Annotated in this window: 20 protein-coding genes; 16 read left to right on the forward strand and 4 right to left on the reverse strand. The window is 64.4% G+C overall.

Annotated elements, in window-relative coordinates; all coding sequences use genetic code 11:
• Positions 1–372 precede the first annotated feature (372 nt).
• A complete protein-coding gene (adhP, locus tag ACLRDN_RS04215; protein ID WP_413459099.1) occupies positions 373–1,398 on the reverse strand; it encodes an alcohol dehydrogenase AdhP in 1,026 nt (341 codons plus the stop codon).
• 221 nt (positions 1,399–1,619) lie between these two features.
• On the reverse strand, positions 1,620–2,378 hold the full coding sequence (locus ACLRDN_RS04220) for a DeoR/GlpR family DNA-binding transcription regulator (RefSeq protein WP_034331224.1): 759 nt from the start codon (positions 2,376–2,378) through the stop codon (positions 1,620–1,622).
• A gap of 401 nt (positions 2,379–2,779) precedes the next feature.
• Between ACLRDN_RS04220 and glpD the strand changes: the two genes are divergently transcribed.
• The 8 genes from glpD to glpK all read left to right on the forward strand — a co-directional run bounded on the left by glpD (position 2,780) and on the right by glpK (position 12,093).
• Positions 2,780–4,312 carry a glycerol-3-phosphate dehydrogenase gene (gene glpD, locus ACLRDN_RS04225; RefSeq protein ID WP_209567911.1) on the forward strand — a complete coding sequence of 511 codons (1,533 nt, stop codon included), beginning with the start codon at positions 2,780–2,782 and terminating at the stop codon, positions 4,310–4,312.
• Between the two features lie 49 nt (positions 4,313–4,361).
• Entirely contained in the window at positions 4,362–5,462 is a 1,101-nt protein-coding gene (locus ACLRDN_RS04230; RefSeq protein ID WP_413459100.1) for an ABC transporter ATP-binding protein, read from the forward strand.
• A gap of 1 nt (position 5,463) precedes the next feature.
• Entirely contained in the window at positions 5,464–6,552 is a 1,089-nt protein-coding gene (locus ACLRDN_RS04235; protein ID WP_286870037.1) for an ABC transporter ATP-binding protein, read from the forward strand.
• A 3-nt stretch (positions 6,553–6,555) separates the two neighbouring features.
• A complete protein-coding gene (locus tag ACLRDN_RS04240) occupies positions 6,556–7,446 on the forward strand; it encodes a sugar ABC transporter permease (RefSeq protein ID WP_310840341.1) in 891 nt (296 codons plus the stop codon).
• Entirely contained in the window at positions 7,439–8,257 is an 819-nt protein-coding gene (locus ACLRDN_RS04245; protein ID WP_088754752.1) for a carbohydrate ABC transporter permease, read from the forward strand. The genes ACLRDN_RS04240 and ACLRDN_RS04245 overlap by 8 nt, the downstream gene beginning before the upstream one ends.
• A 2-nt stretch (positions 8,258–8,259) precedes the next feature.
• Positions 8,260–8,544, forward strand: coding sequence for a DUF2160 domain-containing protein (locus ACLRDN_RS04250; protein WP_413459101.1), 285 nt, complete (start codon positions 8,260–8,262; stop codon positions 8,542–8,544).
• A gap of 105 nt (positions 8,545–8,649) precedes the next feature.
• Positions 8,650–10,398, forward strand: a complete 1,749-nt coding sequence (locus ACLRDN_RS04255) for an ABC transporter substrate-binding protein (protein ID WP_145605313.1) — start codon at positions 8,650–8,652, stop codon at positions 10,396–10,398.
• A 213-nt stretch (positions 10,399–10,611) separates the two neighbouring features.
• Positions 10,612–12,093, forward strand: coding sequence for a glycerol kinase GlpK (glpK, locus tag ACLRDN_RS04260; RefSeq protein WP_413459102.1), 1,482 nt, complete (start codon positions 10,612–10,614; stop codon positions 12,091–12,093).
• A gap of 36 nt (positions 12,094–12,129) precedes the next feature.
• Here the strand turns inward: glpK and ACLRDN_RS04265 are convergent, their stop codons facing one another.
• Entirely contained in the window at positions 12,130–13,350 is a 1,221-nt protein-coding gene (locus ACLRDN_RS04265) for an HD-GYP domain-containing protein (RefSeq protein ID WP_413459103.1), read from the reverse strand.
• A gap of 212 nt (positions 13,351–13,562) precedes the next feature.
• Entirely contained in the window at positions 13,563–14,957 is a 1,395-nt protein-coding gene (locus ACLRDN_RS04270) for a PLP-dependent aminotransferase family protein (protein WP_413459104.1), read from the reverse strand.
• 443 nt (positions 14,958–15,400) lie between these two features.
• On the opposite strand from ACLRDN_RS04270, the gene ACLRDN_RS04275 reads away from it, so the two are divergent.
• Genes ACLRDN_RS04275 through ACLRDN_RS04310 form a run of 8 tightly spaced genes read left to right on the forward strand, consistent with a single transcriptional unit; the run spans position 15,401 to position 22,394 of the window.
• Positions 15,401–15,883: an MSMEG_0572/Sll0783 family nitrogen starvation response protein gene (locus ACLRDN_RS04275; RefSeq protein ID WP_006463016.1), complete on the forward strand. Its 483-nt coding sequence runs from the start codon at positions 15,401–15,403 to the stop codon at positions 15,881–15,883.
• Between the two features lie 16 nt (positions 15,884–15,899).
• Complete coding sequence (locus tag ACLRDN_RS04280) at positions 15,900–16,982, forward strand: Nit6803 family nitrilase (RefSeq protein WP_413459105.1); 1,083 nt, start codon at positions 15,900–15,902, stop codon at positions 16,980–16,982.
• Positions 16,939–18,021, forward strand: coding sequence for an MSMEG_0568 family radical SAM protein (locus ACLRDN_RS04285; RefSeq protein ID WP_413460340.1), 1,083 nt, complete (start codon positions 16,939–16,941; stop codon positions 18,019–18,021). The genes ACLRDN_RS04280 and ACLRDN_RS04285 overlap by 44 nt, the downstream gene beginning before the upstream one ends.
• 1 nt (position 18,022) lies before the next feature.
• A complete protein-coding gene (locus tag ACLRDN_RS04290; protein ID WP_413459106.1) occupies positions 18,023–18,586 on the forward strand; it encodes an MSMEG_0567/Sll0786 family nitrogen starvation N-acetyltransferase in 564 nt (187 codons plus the stop codon).
• Positions 18,583–19,584: a sll0787 family AIR synthase-like protein gene (locus ACLRDN_RS04295; protein ID WP_413459107.1), complete on the forward strand. Its 1,002-nt coding sequence runs from the start codon at positions 18,583–18,585 to the stop codon at positions 19,582–19,584. Before ACLRDN_RS04290 ends, ACLRDN_RS04295 begins: the two co-directional genes overlap by 4 nt.
• The gene (locus ACLRDN_RS04300; RefSeq protein WP_413459108.1) at positions 19,585–20,781 is read left to right on the forward strand and encodes an MSMEG_0565 family glycosyltransferase; all 1,197 of its coding nucleotides are present in this window, start codon (positions 19,585–19,587) and stop codon (positions 20,779–20,781) included.
• Positions 20,774–21,061, forward strand: coding sequence for an MSMEG_0570 family nitrogen starvation response protein (locus tag ACLRDN_RS04305; RefSeq protein ID WP_088754762.1), 288 nt, complete (start codon positions 20,774–20,776; stop codon positions 21,059–21,061). The genes ACLRDN_RS04300 and ACLRDN_RS04305 overlap by 8 nt, the downstream gene beginning before the upstream one ends.
• Positions 21,062–21,110: 49 nt before the next feature.
• On the forward strand, positions 21,111–22,394 hold the full coding sequence (locus ACLRDN_RS04310) for an MSMEG_0569 family flavin-dependent oxidoreductase (protein WP_413459109.1): 1,284 nt from the start codon (positions 21,111–21,113) through the stop codon (positions 22,392–22,394).
• Positions 22,395–22,406 lie beyond the last annotated feature (12 nt).

The raw sequence follows: 22,406 nt of genomic DNA on the forward strand, positions 1-22,406 counted from the left end.
GAGATGCGTTGCCCCCAGAAGGCGGGCTGGCAAGGCGCGCGTCAGGGCTGGTGGTGGTGCCACCAGCCCTGACGTGCAACGCGGCCAGCGCGCCATCTGGGGGCAACCCTCCGGGAGAGGCCGCCAAGCGTCGCCTGCCGTTGTTGCAGCTCCTTGCCGTGGCACCACCACGGCGCGTCGCTGCGCCTAGGCAGACAACGCTTGGCGACCCCTCGCACTCGCAGATTTAATGTGAACAGGCCCTAGCATCAAGCAGTGGCAACCCAAGGAGCCGAGCCCGGTTTGAGGAGGCAGCGGCTTCAACGAAAATGACGGCTTCCGGAGAAGCCGTCATTTTTTATTGCGTCAACGTTCTGCGTACGCCGGGACTGCCTACTTCAAGTCCAGCACAATGCGCCCATCAATCTTGCCCTCTTCCATGCGCGCAAAGATGGCATTGATATTGTCCAGCTTGTCCCAGGTAAAGTGCGCCGCCACCTTGCCTTCGGCCGCGAAGACCAGCGACTCTTCCAGATCCTGGCGCGTGCCGACGATGGAGCCGCGCACGGTGATGCGCTTCAACACCGTATTGAACACCGGCAAGCTGATGTCGCCCGGTGGCAGGCCCACCAGCGCCATGGTGCCGCGTGCACGCAGGAAACCGAATGCCTGTTCCATCGCCTTGGGCGACACCGCCGTCACCAGCGCCCCATGCGCGCCACCGATGAGGCGCTGGACTTCGGCCACCGCATTGTGGTCGCGGCCATCGACGGTCAGGTCGGCGCCCAGCTTCTTGGCCAGCGCCAGCTTGTCTTCGTGGATGTCGGCCGCCACCACGTGCATGCCCATGGCCTTGGCGTATTGCACGGCCATGTGGCCCAGGCCGCCGATGCCGGAAATCACCACCCACTCACCAGGGCGCACCTCGGTTTCCTTCAAGCCCTTGTAGACGGTCACGCCCGCGCACAGCACCGGCGCGGCCGGGCCGAAGTCCAGCCCGTCAGGCAGGCGGCCGACGAAGTTGGGATCGGCCAGGCCATATTCGGCAAAGCTGCCGTTGACCGAATAGCCGGTGTTCTGTTGTTCGGCACACAGGGTTTCCCAGCCGGTGCGGCAAGGAGAGCAGCAACCACAGGCCGTATGCAGCCAGGGCACGCCGACACGGTCGCCTTCCTTGACGTGCTTCACGCCCGCGCCCAGCGCGGCGACGTAGCCCGTGCCTTCGTGGCCGGGAATGAACGGGGGTGTGGGTTTGACGGGCCAGTCGCCATGGGCCGCGTGCAGGTCGGTATGGCAGACGCCGCTGGCTTCGAACTTGACCAGGATCTGGCCCGGACCCGGCGTGGGGACGGGCACTTGTTCAATCGACAGGGGCTTGCCGAATTCGCGGACGACGGCCGCTTTCATCATTTGCGTCATATGCACTCCTCGGGGGGATCAACGGGATGCCAGGGCAGGAGCGCGGCCTTGTGCTGCAATGGCCAACTGTTGTTCCTGCCTGCAAGCGTCAATATCCTCCGCGTGCCGCACGACGACAATCGATGATTGCGCATGGATTGATCCATGTCGCCCATCGTTGAAAAACTGGAACTGGGGGAGTGCACCCGCGCATGCCCTTGCCGCATGCGTGCGCGGCCGGCTTACTTCGCGATCACCACTTCCACATCCGTCTCAGCCAGCAGGGTAGCCAGTTCCGGTGGGGGCGGGGCATCGGTGAAGAGCACGTCGATCTGCGACAGGTGCGCCATCTTCACCAGCGCCTGCCGCCCGAACTTGCTGGCATCGGCCACCAGCCAGACCTGGCGCGACTGCTCGATGATGGTCTGGGCCACCTTGACTTCACGGGCATCGAAGTCACGCAAGACGCCATCCATCTCGATGCTGGAAATGCCGATGATGCCGATATCCACCTTGAACTGCCGGATGAAATCGATGGTGGCCTCGCCCACGATGCCGCGATCCCGCGCCCGCACCACGCCGCCGGCAATGATGACCTCCAGCGCCGGATTGCTGGCCAGCGAATTGGCCACGTTCAGGTTGTTGGTCACCACGTGCAGGTTCTTGTGCTGCTGCAGGGCGCGCGCCACTTCTTCCGTGGTGGTGCCCAGGTTCAGGATCAGCGAACAGCCATCCGGCACCCGCGCGGCCACCGTGCGGCCGATGCGGCGCTTGGCGTCGGCATGCATGACCTGGCGCTCGGGATAGGCAATGTTCTCGGTCGAAGACAGCAGCCCGACCCCGCCGTGATAACGCGCCAGCAAACTGGCATCGACCATCGCCTTGACGTCGCGGCGCACGGTCTGGGTCGTCACGTTCAACTGCTGGGCCAGCTCTTCCACCGAAATGGTGCCGTGCTTGCGAACGCATTCCAGCAGCGTCTGTTGCCTGGGATTGAGCATGGAGGTGATCGAAATCCGTTGATTTTTGGGAAACAATTTTGATTGAATATGAACATTAAAAAACATAAACGAACATAAAACAACAAATAATTGTTGATTTACTTTCGGGATGTCGCTTATCTTACGGTGCATTGGCAACTCCCGGGAAAGTGCGGGGTTGCCCGGCAGCTGTTGCACGCAAACACAGCGGAACCGCTGAGACGGCAATACGGTTACCGCACACAAGCAACACGGCACCAATACGGCACCAACACGGCAGTAATACAGCGGAAACCCGGCAGCAATACAGTGGCAGCCCCGGCAGCAGTACGGTGTCATTGGCGCGGCCAGTACAGTTTTGTTACGGCACCAATACAGTTTCAACCCGGAACCGATACGGATCCAATACGGAGAAGCGGCGAATGACGCTCGAATATGATCTCTTGGTGGTAGGCGGCGGCATCAACGGCGCGGGCATCGCGCGCGATGCGGCCGGGCGCGGCCTGCGCGTGCTGCTGTGCGAGCAGCATGACCTGGCCCAACATACCTCCTCGGCCAGCACCAAGCTCATCCACGGCGGCTTGCGCTACCTCGAATATTACGAATTCAAGCTGGTACGCAAGGCCCTGCAGGAACGCGAAGTCCTGCTGCGCTCGGCACCGCACATCATCTGGCCTCTGCGCTTCGTCATGCCGCACGACGCCAACCAGCGTCCGGCCTGGATGATCCGCGCCGGCCTGTTCATGTACGACTACCTCGCCAAGCGCGAGATCCTGCCCGCCTCCGAAGGCGCGAACCTCGCCCGCCACCCGGGTGGACAGCCGTTGAAGGGCGACTATCGCAAGGGCTTCGTCTATTCCGATGGCTGGGTCGACGATGCGCGCCTGGTGGTCTTGAACGCCATGGATGCCCAGGAACGCGGTGCCCGCATCCTCACCCGTACCAAGTGCATCAGCGCCCGCCGCGAAGGCGATACCTGGCATGCCGTGCTGGAACACCAGCACGCCAGCGGCGTGCAGCAGGAAGAAGTGCGCGCCCGCGCCATCGTCAACGCCGCCGGTCCCTGGGCTGCGCGCTTTGCGCAGTCGGTGCCGCAGGCCAAGACCGGCCGCAGCCTGCGCCTGATCAAGGGCAGCCACATCGTGGTCAAGCGCCTGTTCGATCACCCCTACGCCTACATCTTCCAGAACCCGGACAAGCGCATCATCTTCGCCATCCCCTATCAGGAAGAATTCACCCTCATCGGCACCACCGATCTCGAATACCACGGCGACGCCGGCAAGGTCGAGATCGATGCGGAAGAAATCGATTATCTCTGCGAGATGGCTAACCGTTACTTCAAGCGCCAGATCGGCAAGGAAGACGTGGTCTGGACCTACTCGGGCGTGCGTCCCCTGCTGGACGACAGCGCCGAGAATGCCTCGGCCATCACGCGCGACTACCTGCTCGAATGCGACGATGCCGGCGCGCCCATGTTGAACGTCTGGGGCGGCAAGATCACCACCTATCGCAAGCTGGCCGAAGAAGCGCTGTCCATGCTGGCCCCGCACCTGGGCGCATCGAGCCAGCCGTGGACGGCCGGTGCGCCGCTGCCCGGCGGCGACCTGGAACAGCCCGGCAAGATGGTGGCGCGCTACGACTTCGAAGCCTACCTGCGCAAGCTGCAGGCACGCACTCCTTGGCTGCCGGCCGGGCTTGCCCATCGCTATGCGCGCAGCTATGGTTCACGCGTGGACCAGATCATCGGCCAGGCCGACAGCCTGGCGGCGCTGGGCGAAGAACTGACACCGGGCCTCTACGAGGCCGAGGCGCGCTACCTGGTGCAACACGAGTGGGCGCGCGGTGCGGATGACATCCTGTGGCGGCGAAGCAAGCTGGGCCTGCACTGTGGGCCACAGCACAGAGGACGGCTGGAGGCGTGGCTGGCGAATTTGCCGGACGCCGCGCCCCACTGAGCCAGGTCACCGCACAGCAGATCAATCAAAAATGTAGCGAGGAGACAGCGTGACCCTGGAATTGAAACAAGTGGCCAAGACGGTCGGTGCCGAAACGCACCTGTACCCGCTTGACCTCAATCTTGCCAAAGGCGGCATCAACGTCCTGCTGGGCCCGACCCAGGCCGGCAAGACGTCGCTCATGCGCATCATCGCCGGGCTCGACAAGCCCACCGCAGGGCGCGTGCTGGTCGATGGCCAGGACGTCACCGGCGTGGGCGTGCGCGAGCGCAACCTGGCGATGGTGTACCAGCAATTCATCAACTACCCAGGCCTGACGGTGTTCGAGAACATCGCAGCGCCCTTGCGCCTGCAGAAGCAACCCGAGCAGGAGATCAACAAGCGCGTCAAGGAAATTGCCGACAAGCTGCACATCACGCACCTGCTGCAGCGCCTGCCGCTGGAGCTCTCCGGTGGCCAGCAGCAACGCTGCGCGCTGGCGCGTGCGCTCATCAAGCGCGCCCCGCTGGTGCTGCTCGATGAACCGCTGGTCAACCTCGACTACAAGCTGCGCGAGGAATTGCGCAGCGAACTGATTTCGCTCTTCGCCACCGGCGACACCACCGTGGTCTACGCCACCACCGAGCCGCAGGAAGCGCTGCTGCTGGGCGGCCACACCGCCGTGATGCACGAGGGCCGCCTGCTGCAATTCGCGCCGACCCTGGAACTGTTCAACAGCCCGGCCTCCACCCGCGTGGCAGCGATCTTCAATGATCCGCCGATGAACCTGCTGGACGCCACAGCCATCTCCACCGCCCACGGCGTGGCCGCCATCCGCATGAACGATGGCAGCGTGCTGGAAATCGCCGGGCGCTCGCTGTCCCTGTCTGAGGGCCAGCCCTGCAAGCTGGGCATCCGCTGCAACGACGTGCGCCTGGAAGCGCTCGCTGCGCCCGGCGTGAGCCTGGGCTGCAGCGTGACCCTGGCCGAACTCTCCGGTTCCGAAACTTACCTGCACCTGCGCCATGGCGACGTGCCCCTGGTGGCGCAGCTGTCGGGCGTGCATGAAGTGGCCATCGGCAGCACGGTGCAAGTGAGCATCGCCGCCGCCAAGGCCTTCCTGTTCGATACACAGGGACGCCTGCTGAGCGCCCCGCTGGAGACTCGCTGACATGGCCCGCATCGAATTCAAGAACCTGGGCCACGCCTACGGTAGCAACCCGGCCAGCCTCAAGGACTATGCCCTGCAACCCATGAACATGGTGTGGGAAGACGGTGGCGCCTATGCGCTGCTGGGCCCCTCGGGCTGCGGCAAGTCCACGCTGTTGAACATCATTTCCGGCCTGCTGCAGCCTTCCGAAGGGCAGGTGCTCTTCGATGGCCGCGACATGACCCGCATGGCCACCCGCGATCGCAACATCGCGCAGGTGTTCCAGTTCCCGGTCCTCTACGACACCATGAGCGTGTTCGACAACCTGGCCTTCCCGCTGCGCAACCGCAAGATCGCCGAGCGCGAAGTGCAGGCCCGCGTGCGCGAGATCGCCGAGATGCTCGACCTGACCCGCGACCTCAAGCAGCGCGCCGCCGGCCTCTCGGCCGACGCCAAGCAAAAGATTTCGCTGGGCCGTGGCCTGGTGCGCAAGGACGTGGCGGCGATCCTCTTCGATGAACCGCTGACGGTGATCGATCCGCACATGAAGTGGGAGCTGCGCCAGAAGTTGAAGGAAATCCATCACCAGTTGAAGCTGACCCTCATCTACGTCACCCACGACCAGGTCGAGGCGCTGACCTTCGCCGATGAAGTGGTGGTCATGACCGAGGGCAAGGTGGTGCAGCAGGGCAAGCCGGAGGCGCTGTTCCTGCGCCCCGATCACACCTTCGTCGGTTACTTCATCGGCAGCCCCGGCATGAACTTCTGCCCGGTGCGCGTGGAAGGCGATGCGGTCCTGCTGGGCCAGCAGCGCCTGCAGGTCGAGGCCGCGCAATTGCAGGCCCTGAAGAACAGTAGCGGTGACCTCAAGCTGGGCATCCGTCCCGAATTCGTCGAGCTGGCCGCACCCGGTACGGCCGGTGCCGTCAGCGCCGAGGTCACCCAGGTGCAACATCTGGGCACCAGCCAGCTGGTGACCGCGCAGTTCGAGGGCATGAGCGTGAAGGCGCGCGTGGCGCCCGAACTGAAGATCGCCACCGGCGCACAGTGGCTGCGACTGGCCAAGCCGGAGACGATCTACTTCAGCAACGACGAGAGAATTGGACGCTAAGCCATGAACAAGCCCTACAACAACAAGGCCTGGTTCTTCATCCTCCCGGTCTTCCTGACGGTGGCCTTCTCGGCCATCATTCCGCTGATGACGGTGGTCAATTATTCGGTGCAGGACATCATCAGCCCCGAACAGAAAGTCTTCGTGGGCCTGGACTGGTTCCGCGACGTCATGCGCGACAGCGAGCTGCATGCGGCCCTGCTGCGCCAGCTGATCTTCTCCTTCTGCGTGCTGCTGGTGCAACTGCCGCTGGGCATCGGCCTGGCGCTGGCCATGCCGCACAAGGGCTGGAAGTCCTCGGCCACGCTGGTGATCCTGGCCATGCCGCTGCTCATTCCATGGAACGTGGTCGGCACCATCTGGCAGATTTTCGGGCGTGCCGACATCGGTTTGGGCGGCTACCTGCTCAATCTGCTGGGCATCGACTACAACTACGCCTCCAATCCGCTGGACGCCTGGCTGACCGTGCTGCTCATGGACGTGTGGCACTGGACGCCGCTGGTGGCGCTGCTGGCCTTTGCCGGTCTGCGTTCGATTCCCGACGCGTATTACCAGGCCGCGCAGATCGACGGTGCCAGCCGCTGGGCGGTGTTCCGTTTCATCCAGCTGCCCAAGATGCGCGGCGTGCTGGTGATCGCGGTGCTGTTGCGCTTCATGGACAGCTTCATGATCTACACCGAGCCCTTCGTGCTCACCGGTGGCGGTCCCGGCAACTCGACCACGTTCCTGAGCCAGTACCTCACGCAGAAAGCCGTGGGCCAGTTCGACCTCGGTCCGGCCGCCGCCTTCTCGCTGATTTACTTCCTCATCATCCTGCTGTTGTCCTTCGTGCTCTACAACTGGATGCAGAGCGCCGGCAACAACGCCAATGCTTCGGGTGGCCAACATGAATAAGACCCAGGACAAGACCTTCACCCGCACCCTGGTGATGCTGGTCTACATCGCCTTCACGCTGGTGCCGCTGTACTGGCTGCTGAACACGTCGTTGAAGACCAACGAGGAGACGCTATCGGTCTTCACGCTCTGGCCCAATGCGCCCACGCTGAACAACTACAAGACGATCTTCACCGATCCCTCCTGGTATTCGGGCTACATCAATTCCATCATCTACGTGGCCATGAACACGGTCATGTCGCTGCTGGTGGCCTTGCCGGCTGCCTATGCCTTCTCGCGCTATCGCTTCCTGGGCGACAAGCACATGTTCTTCTGGCTGCTGACCAACCGCATGACGCCGCCGGCGGTGTTCCTGCTGCCGTTCTTCCAGCTCTATTCCACCATCGGGTTGTCGGACACGCACATTGCGGTGGCGCTGGCGCACATGCTCTTCAACGTGCCGCTGGCGGTGTGGATCCTGGAAGGTTTCATGTCGGGCGTGCCGCGCGAGATCGATGAGACGGCCTATATCGATGGCTTCTCCTTCCCGCGTTTCTTCCTGCGCATCTTCCTGCCGCTGATCAAGTCAGGCGTGGGCGTGACGGCCTTCTTCTGCTTCATGTTCAGCTGGGTGGAACTGCTGCTGGCCCGCACGCTCACCTCGGTCAACGCCAAGCCCATCAGCGCCATCATGACGCGTACCGCGTCGGCAGCAGGCATGGATTGGGGCATCCTGGCCGCGGCCGGCGTGCTGACGATTGTTCCGGGAGCCCTGGTGATCTGGTTCGTGCGCAACCACATCGCCAAGGGCTTCGCAATGGGGAGAGTGTGATCATGGGAAATGCTTTGTCGTGGATGTCGTGGACGCCACCGGTTGCGATCTTTTTCGTCTGCGTGGTGCTGATGCTCATCGGCATGACGGTGTGGGAGATCCGCTCGCCGACCATCGAGCGCAAGGGCTTCCTGCCCATGCGCACCACGCGCGGTGACCGCCTGTTCATCGGGCTGCTCACGGCCGCTTACATCAACCTGGCCTGGGTCGGGCTGACCGATATGGACCAGTGGTATGCAGCGGCGCTGGGTTTCGTGGCGCTGGCGCTGATCATGCGCAAGGGCTAAGACGAGTTTTCAGGCAGCAGGCAACAGATCTGTAATCACAATGGACGTCCGGGGATTCTCCTTCCCTACCCGGCACGCCAACTCAGGGGAAGGTGACGAGGAGACATGATGCAGAACATGCGGAAAATCAAACTGACCGTGCTGGCCGCCGCCATGGCCATGGCCGGTATCGCGGGCAATGCCTGGGCCGACATCAAGGCCGCCGAGAAGTGGGTGGATGCTGAATTCCAGCCCAGCACGCTGTCGCGTCCACAGCAGGTCACCGAGATGCAATGGTTCATCGACGCGGCCGCCAAGCTCAAGGCCAAGGGCGTCAAGGAAATCCACGTGGTCTCCGAGACCCTGGATACGCACGCCTACGAATCCAAGACCCTGGCCAAGGCCTTCGAGGAAATCACCGGCATCAAGGTCATCCACGACGTGATCCAGGAAGGCGACGTGGTCGAGAAAATGCAGACTTCCCTGCAATCGGGCAAGTCCATCTATGACGGCTGGGTCAACGACTCCGACCTGATCGGTACCCACTACCGCAACGGCCAGACCGTGGTGCTGAGCGACTACATGGCCGGCCCCGGCAAGGAATACACCAACCCCGGCCTGGACCTGAAGGACTTCATCGGTACCAGCTTCACCACCGCGCCGGACGGCAAGCTCTACCAGCTGCCCGACCAGCAGTTCGCCAACCTGTACTGGTTCCGCGCCGACTGGTTCGCGCGCAAGGACCTGCAGGACAAGTTCAAGGCCAAGTACGGCTATGACCTGGGCGTGCCGCAGAACTGGTCGGCCTACGAAGACATCGCCGCCTTCTTCACCAATGACGTCAAGGAACTGGACGGCAAGAAGGTCTTCGGCCACATGGACTACGGCAAGAAGGACCCGTCGCTGGGCTGGCGCTTCACCGATGCCTGGCTGTCCATGGCCGGTGCCGCCGACAAGGGCCTGCCCAACGGCTTGCCGGTCGATGAATGGGGTATCCGCGTAGCCGATGACAAGTGCACCCCGGTCGGTGCCTCGACCTCGCGCGGCGGTGCCACCAACTCGCCGGCGGCGGTCTACGCGCTGACCAAGTACCTGGACTGGATGAAGAAATACGCCCCGCCCGAAGCACTGGGCATGACCTTCTCCGAAGCCGGCCCGGTGCCCGCCCAAGGCCACATCGCGCAGCAGATCTTCTGGTATAGCGCCTTCACCGCCAGCATGACCAAGCAGGGCCTGCCGGTGGTCAACGCCGACGGTTCCCCCAAGTGGCGCATGGCCCCCGGCCCGCACGGCCCGTACTGGAAGGATGGCATGCAGAACGGCTACCAGGACGTCGGCTCGTGGACCTTCCTCAAGAGCACTCCGCCGGACCAGATGGCCGCAGCCTGGCTGTATGCGCAGTTCACGACCTCCAAGACCGTCTCGCTGAAGAAGTCCATCGTCGGCGTGACCTTCATTCGTGACTCCGACATCCGTTCCGACTACTTCACCAAGAACGCCGCCAAGTACGGTGGCCTGATCGAGTTCTACCGCAGCCCGGCCCGGGTGGCGTGGACCCCGACCGGCACCAACGTGCCTGACTATCCGAAGATGGCGCAGATCTGGTGGAAGAACATCTCTTCGGCCATCTCCGGCGAGAAGACCCCGCAAGGCGCCATGGACAACCTGGCCGAAGAAATGGACGGCATCATGGCCCGCCTGCAGCGCGCCGGCATGAAGCAGTGCGCGCCCAAGCTGAACCCGAAGAAGGATCCGGCCACCTGGCTCTCCGACAAGGGCGCACCGTGGGCCAAGCTGGCCAACGAAAAGCCGAAGGGCGAAACCATCCCCTACGACAAGCTGCTGCAAGCCTGGAAGGATGGCCGCGTTCGCTGATGCAGCCTGATCGCCCTCACGCGTGAGATGACGCCATCCCGGCCGGTGTCGGGGTGGCGTCTTCGCGTTTGTGCAGGAATGGTTTGCTTAGTTCTGTTTTGATACTTTATTGGTATCTTCCTGACGCCGCACAGCTATTGATTGCTGGCGCAATGCGCAGGGTGTTTTTCCATTTTTGAACCCAAGAGGTTCAGTCGTCTGCAAGGAATTGTCATGGCCTATCTGCTCGCCCTCGACCAGGGCACCTCCAGCTCGCGCAGCATCATCTTCGACCAGAGCGGCGCCATCGTCGCTACCGCCCAGCAGGAATTCCCGCAGATCTTCCCGCAGCCGGGCTGGGTCGAGCACGACCCCATGGACCTGTGGCAGAGCCAGTTGCAGACGGCACAGAAGGTGCTGGCGCAAAGCGGCATCAAGGCCGAAGAACTGACCGCCCTGGGCATCACCAACCAGCGCGAGACCACCGTGGTGTGGGAGCGCGCCACCGGCAAGCCGGTCTACAACGCCGTGGTCTGGCAGGATCGCCGCGCCGAAGTGGTGTGCGCAGCGCTGCGTGAACGAGGTCTGGGCGAGGCCATCCAGAAGAAGACCGGGCTGGTGCTCGATCCTTATTTTTCCGGTACCAAGCTGCGCTGGATCCTGGATAACGTCGACGGACTGCGTGCGCGCGCCGAACGTGGCGAGCTGCTGTTCGGTACCGTCGATTCCTGGCTGGTCTGGAACCTGACGGGCGGCCGCCTGCACGTGAGCGATGTCTCCAATGCCTCGCGCACCATGCTGTGGAACATCCACACCGGTGCCTGGGATGAAGAACTGCTGCAATGGCTCGATATTCCCGCCGCGATGCTGCCGCAGGTGCATGCCTCGGCGCACGTCTATGGCGAGATCGATGCGCAGCACCTGGGCGCGGCGGTCAGGATCGGCGGCATCGCCGGCGACCAGCAGTCGGCCCTGTTCGGGCAGGCCTGCGTGCGTCCCGGCATGGCCAAGAATACTTACGGTACCGGCTGCTTCATGCTGCTGCATACCGGCGACCAGTGCGCGAGGTCGCACAATGGCCTCATCAGCACCGCCGCCTGCCAGGTCGACGAACGCAAACAATATGCGCTCGAAGGCAGCGTCTTCATCGGTGGTGCCGTGGTGCAGTGGCTGCGCGATGGCTTGAAGGCCATCAAGACCTCCACCGACGTCGAGGGCCTGGCCTGCACGGTGGAAGATTCGGGTGGGGTGGTGTTCGTGCCGTCCTTCACGGGGCTGGGTGCGCCGTACTGGAACCCGGGTGCCAAGGGCGCCATCGTCGGCCTGAGCCGGGGCAGCACGGTGGCCCACATCGCCCGCGCGGCGCTGGAATCGATTGCCTTCCAGAGTACCGCCCTGCTCAATGCCATGGTCAGGGATGCAGTCTCGCCCATCACCGAATTGCGCGTCGATGGCGGGGCAGCGGCCAACAACCTGCTGCTGCAGTTCCAGGCCGACCTGCTGGGCATTCCGGTGATCCGTCCGCAAGTGACCGAAACCACGGCGCTGGGCGCGGCCTATCTGGCCGGGGTGGCCACGGGTGTCTATCGTGATTTGTCGGAGCTGTCTGCGCAGTGGCGCATGGAGCGTACCTTCGAGCCGCGCTTCACGCGCGAGCAGGCGCAGGAACGCATTCACGCCTGGGAAGCCGCCATCCGCCAGGTCAGCGCGGCTTGAACGGGCGGCGGCGCATCGCTGCGCCGCCAGCATGCATCAGGTCGGCGAGCCGGTGCTGAGCATCTGCATGGTGTCGAGATGGCTCAGGCGTGCCCATTCCTCGCCGCCGCGGGCGACGATAGTATCGGCCTCGGGCGTGGCCATCAGGTCGAGGATCTCGGTGTCGCTCATTTCCATGTCGTCGTTGTAGCGGAACACCTTCAGTACCGGGCGCGTGAGGTCCTGCGCATTCTGGCGGATCACGAAGCCGGAGCGGCCCGATTCCAGCTTGACGATGGAGCCCACCGGATAGATTCCCAGCGTCTTGACGAAGGCCAGGAACATGGCGCGGTCGAAGTGGCCGGTCCAGGAGGCCATGGTGGAAATGGCCTCGGCCGGATCCCAGGCACGCTTGTAGGGGCGGTCCGAGGTCAGGGCGTCATAGACGTCGCAGATCGCCGCCATGCGCGCATACAGGCTGATCTGGCCGCTGCGCAGCAGTTCCGGATAGCCCTGGCCGTCCATCTTCTCGTGATGGTGCAGGCAGACATCGCGCGCGTAATCGGGCACGTTGGGGTCCTGGCTCAGGTATTTGTAGCCCAGTTCGGGATGCTTCTTGATCTGGGTGAATTCTTCCTCGGTCAGCTTGCCGGGCTTGTTGAGCAGTTCATGCGGCAGGAAGGCCTTGCCCACGTCGTGCAGGAAGCCGCCCAGGCCGGCTTCGCGGCAGGCCTTCTCGTCCAGGCCCAGGGTGCGGCCCAGGGCCACCATCAAGGCACAGACCGCCACCGAGTGCAGGTAAGTATATTCATCGGCCAACTTCAGGCGCAGCACGCTGAGCGTGCCATTGGGGCTTTGCAGGACGGCGCCGGCAATTTCCTCCACCACCGTCACGCAGCGCTCCACGTCCAGCGCCTTGCCCAGCCGGGCTTCGCTGAACATGGCCTTGGTCGCCTTCTTGGCGTTCTCGCGCAGGGCTTCGGCTTCCAGCAGGGTGGTATCGATGTCCGGACCCGGCGGCAGTTCGTGGGCCGGCTCGGCTAGCGCGGGGGCGCTGTCCTCGGGCGGCTCCCCTTGATCGGCCGCTTCGGCCACATCCAGTCCGCGTTCCGGATCGATCCAGCAATGGGCGATACCGCTGGCATGCGCCTGCTTCAGGTCGGCCTCATTCTTGAGCAGGAACTTGTTCTTCCAGAACGGATGGTCCAGCCAGGCCGCTTCGAAGCCGCAGAAATACATCCCGAGGACCAGATCCTCCGTTTTAATTTTTTTCAACATTTCTCGTACATCTTTCCGGCGCACCGGGGAACGGGTTGGCATGGCGCTCCCGTACGCAGGCGGTGGAGCGCCGAGGGTACGCGGACAGGATTGCTTGTCGTTAATCATCTCATATGCATGAGCATATGTGAACGTTTCTGATTATTGCCATCCTGGCAATGGCCCGCCGTTGCGGGCTTCCCGCGCACCACCGTTGCCCGCGACCGGACACATCAGACCACGGCCGGTTTCATCAGCGGCTGCTCGGCCAGGGTGCTGCGGATCAGTCCCAGGGCATGCTGGATGTCGCTGCGGCTGGCGATGCCACCGATGCACACGCGCACTGCCTGCACCGGGGCGGCCGTGACTGAAAAGGCGTCCACCCCCACCACGGCCACGCCATTGCTGCGCATCTGGGCGGAAAAGCTGCTGGCCTGCCAGCCGCCGGGCAGCTTCAGCCACAGGTGGAAAGCTTCCGCTTCGGAGGCATAGCTGTTCTCGGGCAGGATACGGGCGGCGATCTTCTGGCGGGCCATCGACTCCTTGCGGATATTGGCCAGCGCCAGGTCGGCCACGCCGTCGCGGATCCAGTGCGTGGCCAGGGTCGAGGTGAGCGGCGAGGCCATGACCGTGGTTGCGCGCAGGGCAGCGGTCAGGCGTGCGGCGGAGGCCACGTCCGGCGCCACCATGTAGGCGATGCGCAAGCCAGCGCCCACCGTCTTGGCCAGGCCCGTGACGTAGTAGGTCAGCTCGCTGCCCAGGCTGGCGATGGCCGGTGGCGCATTGCGCGGCAGGAAGCCGTAGGCATCGTCCTCGATGATGGCGACCTCGTAGTGGCGGGCGATTTCCACCAGCGCCTGGCGCCGCGAGACGGAGGTCGTGCAGGTGGTCGGATTGAGCAGCGTGGGATTGCAATACAGCGCCTTGGGCGCGTATTGCGCGCAGGCGCCTGCGAAGGCCACGGCATCGATGCCTTCATTGTCCATCGGCAAGCCGACCAGCTTGATGTTGAGATGCCCGGCCAGCGCCCGCAGGCCGGGATAGGTCACGTCCTCGCAGCAGAGCACGCCGCCCGGCCCGACCAGCATGGTGAGGATGGCCAGCAGCGCACATTGCGCGCCCGGTGTGACCAGTACCCGTTCCGGTTCCACCAGCAGCGCGCGCCGGCGCAGCCAGAGCGCACCGGCTTCGCGATCCTCCGGCGATCCACCGAAGTCCTGATAGCGCATCAGGTCGCGCAGGCGGCCGTTGACCTTGTTCCATCCCGACTGCATCAACTCCATCAGCTCCGGCGACTCCGGTTCGGGCGGCATGTTCATCGACATGTCCACATTGGGCCGTCCTTCGGTCACGCGCGGAATGCGCGGACGGCGCTTGCCGCAGACGAAGGTGCCGCGTCCCACCACCGAATCCACCAGGCCGCGCCGATGGGCTTCCGTATAGGCGCGCGCCACCGTGGTGAAGTCCAGGTCCAGCAACTCGGCCAGCTTGCGTTGCGGCGGCAGGCGCTGTTCGGGCTGCAGGTGGCCGGTGGCGACATCCTCGGCGATCGCATTGGCAATGGCCAGGTAGAGCGGTCCGCTGCCCTTCTTCAATTTGGGGATCCACAGGGTGCTGTTCTTGGACATGGCGGCTTCCTCGTTTCCGGCGTTCAACATTGACTGCATCGAAAAGCCTCATTGAATGCAATTTGCATTCCATCCAATCAGGCTGAAGCGGCCATGCGATTGCACCGTCTTGCAACATTGCCCGCAGTGCCCGCGCACCAACTCAAGACACGGCGCTGCGCCAGGGTGCAAGCGGGTTTGCGCGGCGTTTGCGGATTGTATGGAGCGATTGAATGGATTGCTTCACGGCCCGCAAAAAGCGCTTCGCCGGTGACGATTCGGCAAGCCGCGCAGGTGCTGGGGTCTGCATCGAAGCGCTGCGATTGACGGGATTTTTATGCAGTCAATTCGCACATTGACGGGGTGCTGGTGGCACGCCTGATGCATTCAATGCCAGCGTCGCGGCGAGGTCGCCGGACCACTTCCCCAAGTGCAGACCAACAGCAATCGAGAGGAGTATCACCATGCCCGCAGTCACCAAAGCAGCCCACGCCCCCGGCGATTTCCTGGTGGATTATGAAGAGAAGGTATTCGAAGACGTCAAAGCCCAGCCGGGAGAAAAAGCGCTGGTGACCTTCCATACGGTGGCCTTCGAAGGCTCGATCGGTTTCGTCAACCTGCTGCAGGCCACGCGCCTGAAGCGCAAGGGCTTCGAGACCTCCATCCTGCTCTACGGTCCCGGTGTGACGCTGGGCGTGCAGCGCGGTTTCCCGACGCTGGGCGATGAGGCTTTCCCCGGTCACCAGAACTTCAACAAGCAGATCGTCAAGTTCATGGAAGAAGGCGGCAAGGTCTATGCCTGCCGCTTCGCCCTGCAGGCCCTGTACGGCCACGGCGAGCCCTCGCTGATCCCGGGCATCCGCCCCATCAATCCGCTGGACGTGCTGGACCTGGTGCTGCTGCATCGTCGCGACAACGCCTTCATCCTCGACACCTGGACCCTGTAAGCGGAAGGGCGGCCCCATGAGCAATCACAAGAGAACGGTACGGGCGGCGGCGGTACAGATCGCGCCCGACCTCGACAGCGAATACGGCACCGTGGCCAAGGTCTGCCAGGCCATTGCACAGGCCGCTGCGCAAGGTGCGCAACTGGTCGTGTTTCCGGAAACCTTCGTTCCTTACTATCCGTACTTCTCGTTCGTGAGGCCGCCCTTCGCTTCGGGCCCGGAACACCTGCTGCTCTATGAGCGGGCCGTGACGGTGCCCGGTCCCGTAACCCAGGCGGTATCAGAGGCCGCACGCGCGCACGGCACGGTGGTGGTGCTGGGCGTGAACGAGCGCGATCACGGCACGCTCTACAACACGCAGCTGGTCTTCGATGCCGACGGCACGCTGGTATTGAAGCGCCGCAAGATCACGCCGACTTATCACGAACGCATGATCTGGGGCCAGGGCGATGCCAGCGGCCTGAAGGTGGTGCCCACCGCCGTGGGTCGCCTGGGGGCGCTGGCCTGCTGGGAACACTACAACCCGCTGGCGCGCTACAGCCTCATGGCGCAGCACGAGGAAATCCACTGCGCACAGTTTCCCGGTTCCATGGTGGGGCAGATCTTTGCCGACCAGATGGAGGTGACCATCCGCCATCACGCACTGGAATCGGGCTGCTTCGTCATCAATGCCACCGGCTGGCTCACCGATGAACAGATCGCTGCCATCGAGCCCGACCCGAAGGCGCAGAAGGCGCTGCGCGGTGGCTGCTGTACCGCCATCGTCTCGCCCGAAGGCAAGCTGCTGGCCGAACCCCTGCGCAGCGGCGAAGGCATCCTGGTGGCCGACCTGGACATGGAACTGGTCACCAAGCGCAAGCGCATGATGGATTCAGTGGGTCACTATGCGCGCCCGGAACTGCTGCACCTGGTGATCGATGATCGCCGCACTTCTCCCATGTCTTCGCTGTTCGCGGCCGAACAGCCTGCTCCTGTCACTCACTCCTCCACGAGGCCCCATCATGCAGACAGCCGTCATCCAGTTGCACCCCCAGCGTCCGAGCCGCAAGGCTCCCATGGAATTGATCTCGGAACTGCAGTCCTTGGGGCTGCGTCTTGACGATCCCGCAGCCGGCGCACAGAGCCGCCGGGGCGGGGCAGGGCCGTCGGACCACAAGGCGGTGACCGTCGACGGGCACACCGTGATGATCCCGGTGCATACGGCCGGGGCCTGGTCCTCGCCCTATGTGGCCACCCAGCCCGGCGCCGACGGCGCTTCGCGCATCCTGCGCGATGGCGTGGAGGTGGGCGTGGTGTCGTTCCCGCACCAGCCGCGCTTCTACAAGATGCAGACCTTCGATGGCATCCCTTACGGCAAGATCGCCACGCTGCATGGTGCCGATGTGCTGGCCACCACAATCCTGCAGAGCTGCATCCGTTACGAGAGCCGCCGCAAGTCCTGCCAGTTCTGCGCCATCGGCCAGTCGCTGGCGGCCGGCCGCACCATCCTGCGCAAGACGCCCGAGCAACTCGGCGAGGTGGCGCGTGCGGCGGTGCTGCTCGATGGCGTCAAGCACATGGTCATGACCACCGGCACCCCCAATGCCACCGATCGCGGCGCGCAACTGCTGTGCGAAAGCGCCTTCGGCGTGAAGTCGGCGGTGAACCTGCCGATCCAGGGCCAGTGCGAACCGCCGGACGACAATGCCTGGTTCCGCCGCATGACCGACGCCGGCATCGATACCCTGGGCATGCACCTCGAAGCGGTTACGCCCGAAGTGCGCAAGCGCATCATGCCCGGCAAGGCCACCGTGCCCGTGGAGCGCTATATGGAAGCCTTCGCCGCGGCCGTCGAGGTGTTCGGACGCGGACAGGTCAGCACCTACATCCTGGCCGGCCTGGGCGACAGCGACGAGGCCATCCTCACCATGAGCGAGCAGCTCATCGCGCTGGGCGTGTATCCCTTCGTGGTGCCTTTCGTACCGATCTCGGGCACGCCGCTGGAAGATCATCCTTCTCCCGATGCCGCATCGATGCGCCGCCTGCTCGCGCCCCTGGCCGGCATGCTGGAGAACGCCGGCATGCGATCGGGCGATGCCAAGGCCGGCTGCGGCAAGTGCGGTGCGTGTTCCTCGCTGTCTTCGTTCGAAAGGAAATGACATGAGCGACGTGGCTGAAAAAATTTCCGTGGCACCTGAGGTCCTGCCGCACACCGTGCGCATCAAGCTGGCGCTGGACAAATCGGAACGCGAAGAAGCGCGCCGCCTGCGCCGCGCCGTCTTCTGCACCGAGCAGGGCGTTTTCCAGGAGGACGACACCGATGCCATCGACAGCATCGCCATGCCCATCGTGGCCGTTCTCGAGCGCGCCGATGGTTGGCGGGAAATCGTAGGAACGGTGCGTATCCACGAATCTTCGCCAGGCGTGTGGCACGGTTCCCGGCTGGCCGTGGCGCAGCATGCGCGCCGCATCGGCTCGGTCGGCAGCGGCCTCATCAAGCTGGCTGTCTCCACCGCCCACGCGCATGGCTGCCATACCTTCCTGGCCCAGGTGCAGAGCCAGAATGCCCCGCTGTTCCGGCGCCTGCACTGGCACACCCTGGCCGAGATCGAAGTGCATGGGCTGCCGCATCACCAGATGCAGGCCGACCTGTCCTTCTATCCGCCCATCAGCGATGGCGACGTCGGTTTCATCGTGGGTGGCCGCCAGGAGCGCAAGCCATGAATGCGCGCCACGGCGGACCTGCACTGGCGCAGATCGTCGAGGCCTTGCGCAACTCGCGCGGCATCGCCCACAAGCGCGATATCGGCGCGGTGATGCAGGCCTTGCCGATGGCGGCCGCGACCCGGCACCAGGGCCATACCCTGGACGTGGGCGACGACTGTGCGGCCATTCCCGATGGCGACGGCTACCTGCTGTTTGCCATCGAAGGGTTCATCAACGAGTTCGTGGAGCAGCAACCCTGGTTTGCCGGCTACTGCGGCGTGATGGTCAACGTCAGCGACATCTATGCCATGGGCGGCCGTCCCCTGGCGGTGGTCGATGCGCTGTGGAGCCGTGGCGGCGAGGCGGCCCGCCCCATTCTTGAGGGCCTGGCCGAGGGCGCCCGCGTCTACGGCGTGCCGGTAGTGGGCGGACACAGCAATCGCCGCAATGACCGCGAGCAATTGTCGGTCTCCATTATCGGCCGGGCCAAGCGGTTGCTGACCAGTTTCGATGCCCGCAGTGGCGAACACCTGGTGGCGACCATCGACCTGCGCGGGCGCTTCCAGGAACCCTATGCCTACTGGAACGCCAGCACCGGTGCGCCCGCCGAGCGCTTGCGCGCCGACCTCGAAGTGCTGCCCGGGCTGGCCGAGGCAGGCCTGGTACGGGCGGCCAAGGACATCAGCATGGCCGGCGTGATCGGCACCGCCTTGATGCTGCTGGAGTGTTCCGGCAAGGGCGCGGTGATCGACCTGGATGCCGTGCCGCGTCCGCCGGAGGCCGATTTCCTGCGCTGGCTGGGTGCCTTCCCCAGCTATGGTTTTTTGCTCAGCGTGGCAGACGATGACTTGCAGGAAGTGCTGTCCCGCTTTGCCTCGCGCGACATCGCGGCTGCCTCCATCGGACGCATCGATGACAGCGGCCAGCTCGACCTGTGCATGCAGGGGCAGCGGCTGCCCTTCTGGAACCTGGCCGAGGAAGCGCTGATCGGTTGCGGTCCGCGCCGGGAGTTGTAAATGGACGTACTACCCTCACCACTGCGCATCGCCATGCTGACCCACTCCGTCAATCCGCGTGGCGGCGTGGTACACGCCCTGCAACTGGCCGAGAGCCTGCAAGCCCTGGGCCACGACGTCACCCTGTTTGCCCCCGATGCACGCGGCAAGGGTTTGTTCCGGCCGGCAGCCTGCCATTTCCAGCCAGTGCCGGGACCCGTGCAGTGCGGCGATGTGGCCGGCATGGTGCGCCAGCGCATCGACGATTACCTGCGCTGCTTCGAACAGCGTGACATGGGGCGCTTCGATATCTGCCATGCGCAGGATTCCATCAGCGCCAACGCGCTGGCCACCCTGGCCGAGCGCGGTGTAATCGGTGGCTATGTGCGCACCGTGCATCATCTCGACCAGTTCGACGATGCACGCCTGCACGCCTGGCAGGAACGCGGCTACCGTGAGGCCGACCTGGTGCTGTGCGTGAGCCGGACCTGGCAGGACATCCTGTTGCGCGAGCATGGCGTGCGGGCCACGCTGGTCTCCAACGGGGTCGACATGCAGCGCTATACGCCTGAGCCGGCGCCCCGCGATCAAGCCTTGCGGCATGCCTTGGGCCTCACCGGCGCACCGCTGTTGCTGGCCGTGGGCGGCGTCGAACCACGCAAGAACACGCTGGGCATCCTGCAGGCTTTCGTGCGTCTGCGCCGCGTCTATCCGCAGGCGCAACTGATCATCGCCGGTGGCGCCAGCGTCCTCGATCACGCGCACTACCAGCAGGCCTTCCGGGCCGAACTGGAGAGCGCCGGCTTGCCGGCCGACGCCGTGCGCATCCTGGGCCAGGTGGAGGACGCGGACATGCCGTCCCTGTTCCGCTGCGCCGATGCGCTGGTCTTTCCCTCCCTCAAGGAAGGGTTCGGGCTGGTGGTGCTGGAGGCCATGGCCAGCGGCGTGTCGGTGGTGGTCTCGCGCATCGCGCCCTTTACTGAATATCTCGATGGCGACTGTTGCGCGTGGGTCGATCCCTGCGATCCGGCCTCGATCGCCGCCGGCATCGCCCACGCACTGGACCCGTCGGCGCGGCCAGGTTTGATGGCGGCGGGCCGGGAAGTGTGCGCGCGCTTCGCTTGGCAGCGCTCGGCACAGCGGCATGCGGGCCTGTATACAGATTTCATCAGCTGCCCTGCGTGGGCAGCGTCATTCCAAGAGGAACACCATGCCTGAAATGCACTTTCGCGTCCGCTGGCCGGACGACACCGTCACCGATTGCTATTCCCCGTCGCTGGTGGTGAAGGAACATCTGGAGGCCGGTCGCAGCTACCCGCTGGCCGAGTTCGTCCAGCGCAGCGCAACCGCGCTCAACATCGGCAGCGAGCGGGTGCGCGAGAAATACGGGTTCGCCTGTTCGTCCGCCCTGGATCAGCTGCGCCGGATCGAGGAGCTGGCCGCCCGCTTCGAGGCCAGCCCCGATCCTGTGGTCCGGGTCGAATCCTTTACGCCCTGAGCGGCATCTCACTGACTCTCCATCAACACGACATCACAAGAGGAACATCATGGCTACCCCATCTTCCGGCGCAGCGCGCCACCACAGCGTCATCATCATCGGCGGCGGACAGGCCGGCCTGTCCATCAGCTGGTACCTGAAACAGGCCGGCATCGATCACCTGGTGCTGGAAAAACACCAGGTCGGCCATGCCTGGCGCAACGAGCGCTGGGACACTTTCTGTCTGGTCACACCCAACTGGCAATGCAACCTGCCCGGCTATCCCTATCGCGGCGACGACCCCTACGGTTTCATGAAGAAGGACGAGATCGTGGCTTACCTCGATGGCTTCGTGGCCAGCTTCCAGCCACCGGTGCGCGAAGGCGTGACGGTGGAGAAACTCTGGCGCACGGGTGAGGGCTGGCACATCACCGCCAGCGATGGCGACTACACCGCCGACCAGGTGGTGGTGGCCGTCGGCGGCTACCACATCCCGGTGGTGCCCCGCGCGGCCGAGCGCCTGCCGGCCGATATCGTGCAGATCCATTCCAGCCAGTACGTCAATGCGCAGTCGCTGCCTGAGGGCGAGGTGCTGGTGGTCGGTACCGGCCAGTCCGGTTGCCAGATTGCCGAAGACCTGCACCTGGCCGGACGGCGCGTGCACCTGGGCGTGGGCGAGGCGCCGCGTGTGGCGCGTACCTATCGCGGCAAGGATGTGGTGGAGTGGCTGGACAAGATGAAGTACTACGACCTGCCGGTGGACCAGCATCCGCTGGGCACGGGCGTGCGCGAGAAGACCAACCACTACGTGACCGGCCGCGATGGCGGACGCGACATCGACCTGCGCAAGTTCGCCCTGGAAGGCATGCAGCTCTACGGCAAGTTCGACAGCCTCGACGGCGAGGTGGTCCGCTTCGGTGCCGGCCTCAAGGGCTATCTCGATGAAGCCGATGCGGTCTCCGAAAGCATCAAGGACAGCATCGACAAGTTCATCGCCGCCCAACAGATCGAGGCCCCGACGGAGGCGCGCTATGTGCCGGTCTGGCAGCCCCCTGCCGAGGAAGTGCGCACCCTGGACCTGCGCGCACGGGGCGTCTCGGCGGTGGTGTGGTGCATCGGGTTCCGTACCGATTTCAGCTGGATCGCCGAGCCCATCTTCGATGGCCGTGGCTATCCGGGACATGAGCGTGGCGTGACTGCCGCACCGGGCTTGTATTTCCTCGGTTTGCCGTGGCAGTACACCTGGGGCTCGGGCCGCTTCTCGGGCATCGACCGCGACGCGCGCTACCTGTTCGACCACATCACGGCGCTGCGTGCGCAGGCCGGGCAACCGGCGCTGTCGCAGGCCGCCTGATCGCCGGAGGCA

The organism is Herbaspirillum huttiense (genome assembly GCF_047300815.1).
GTDB lineage: Bacteria > Pseudomonadota > Gammaproteobacteria > Burkholderiales > Burkholderiaceae_D > Herbaspirillum > Herbaspirillum huttiense_A.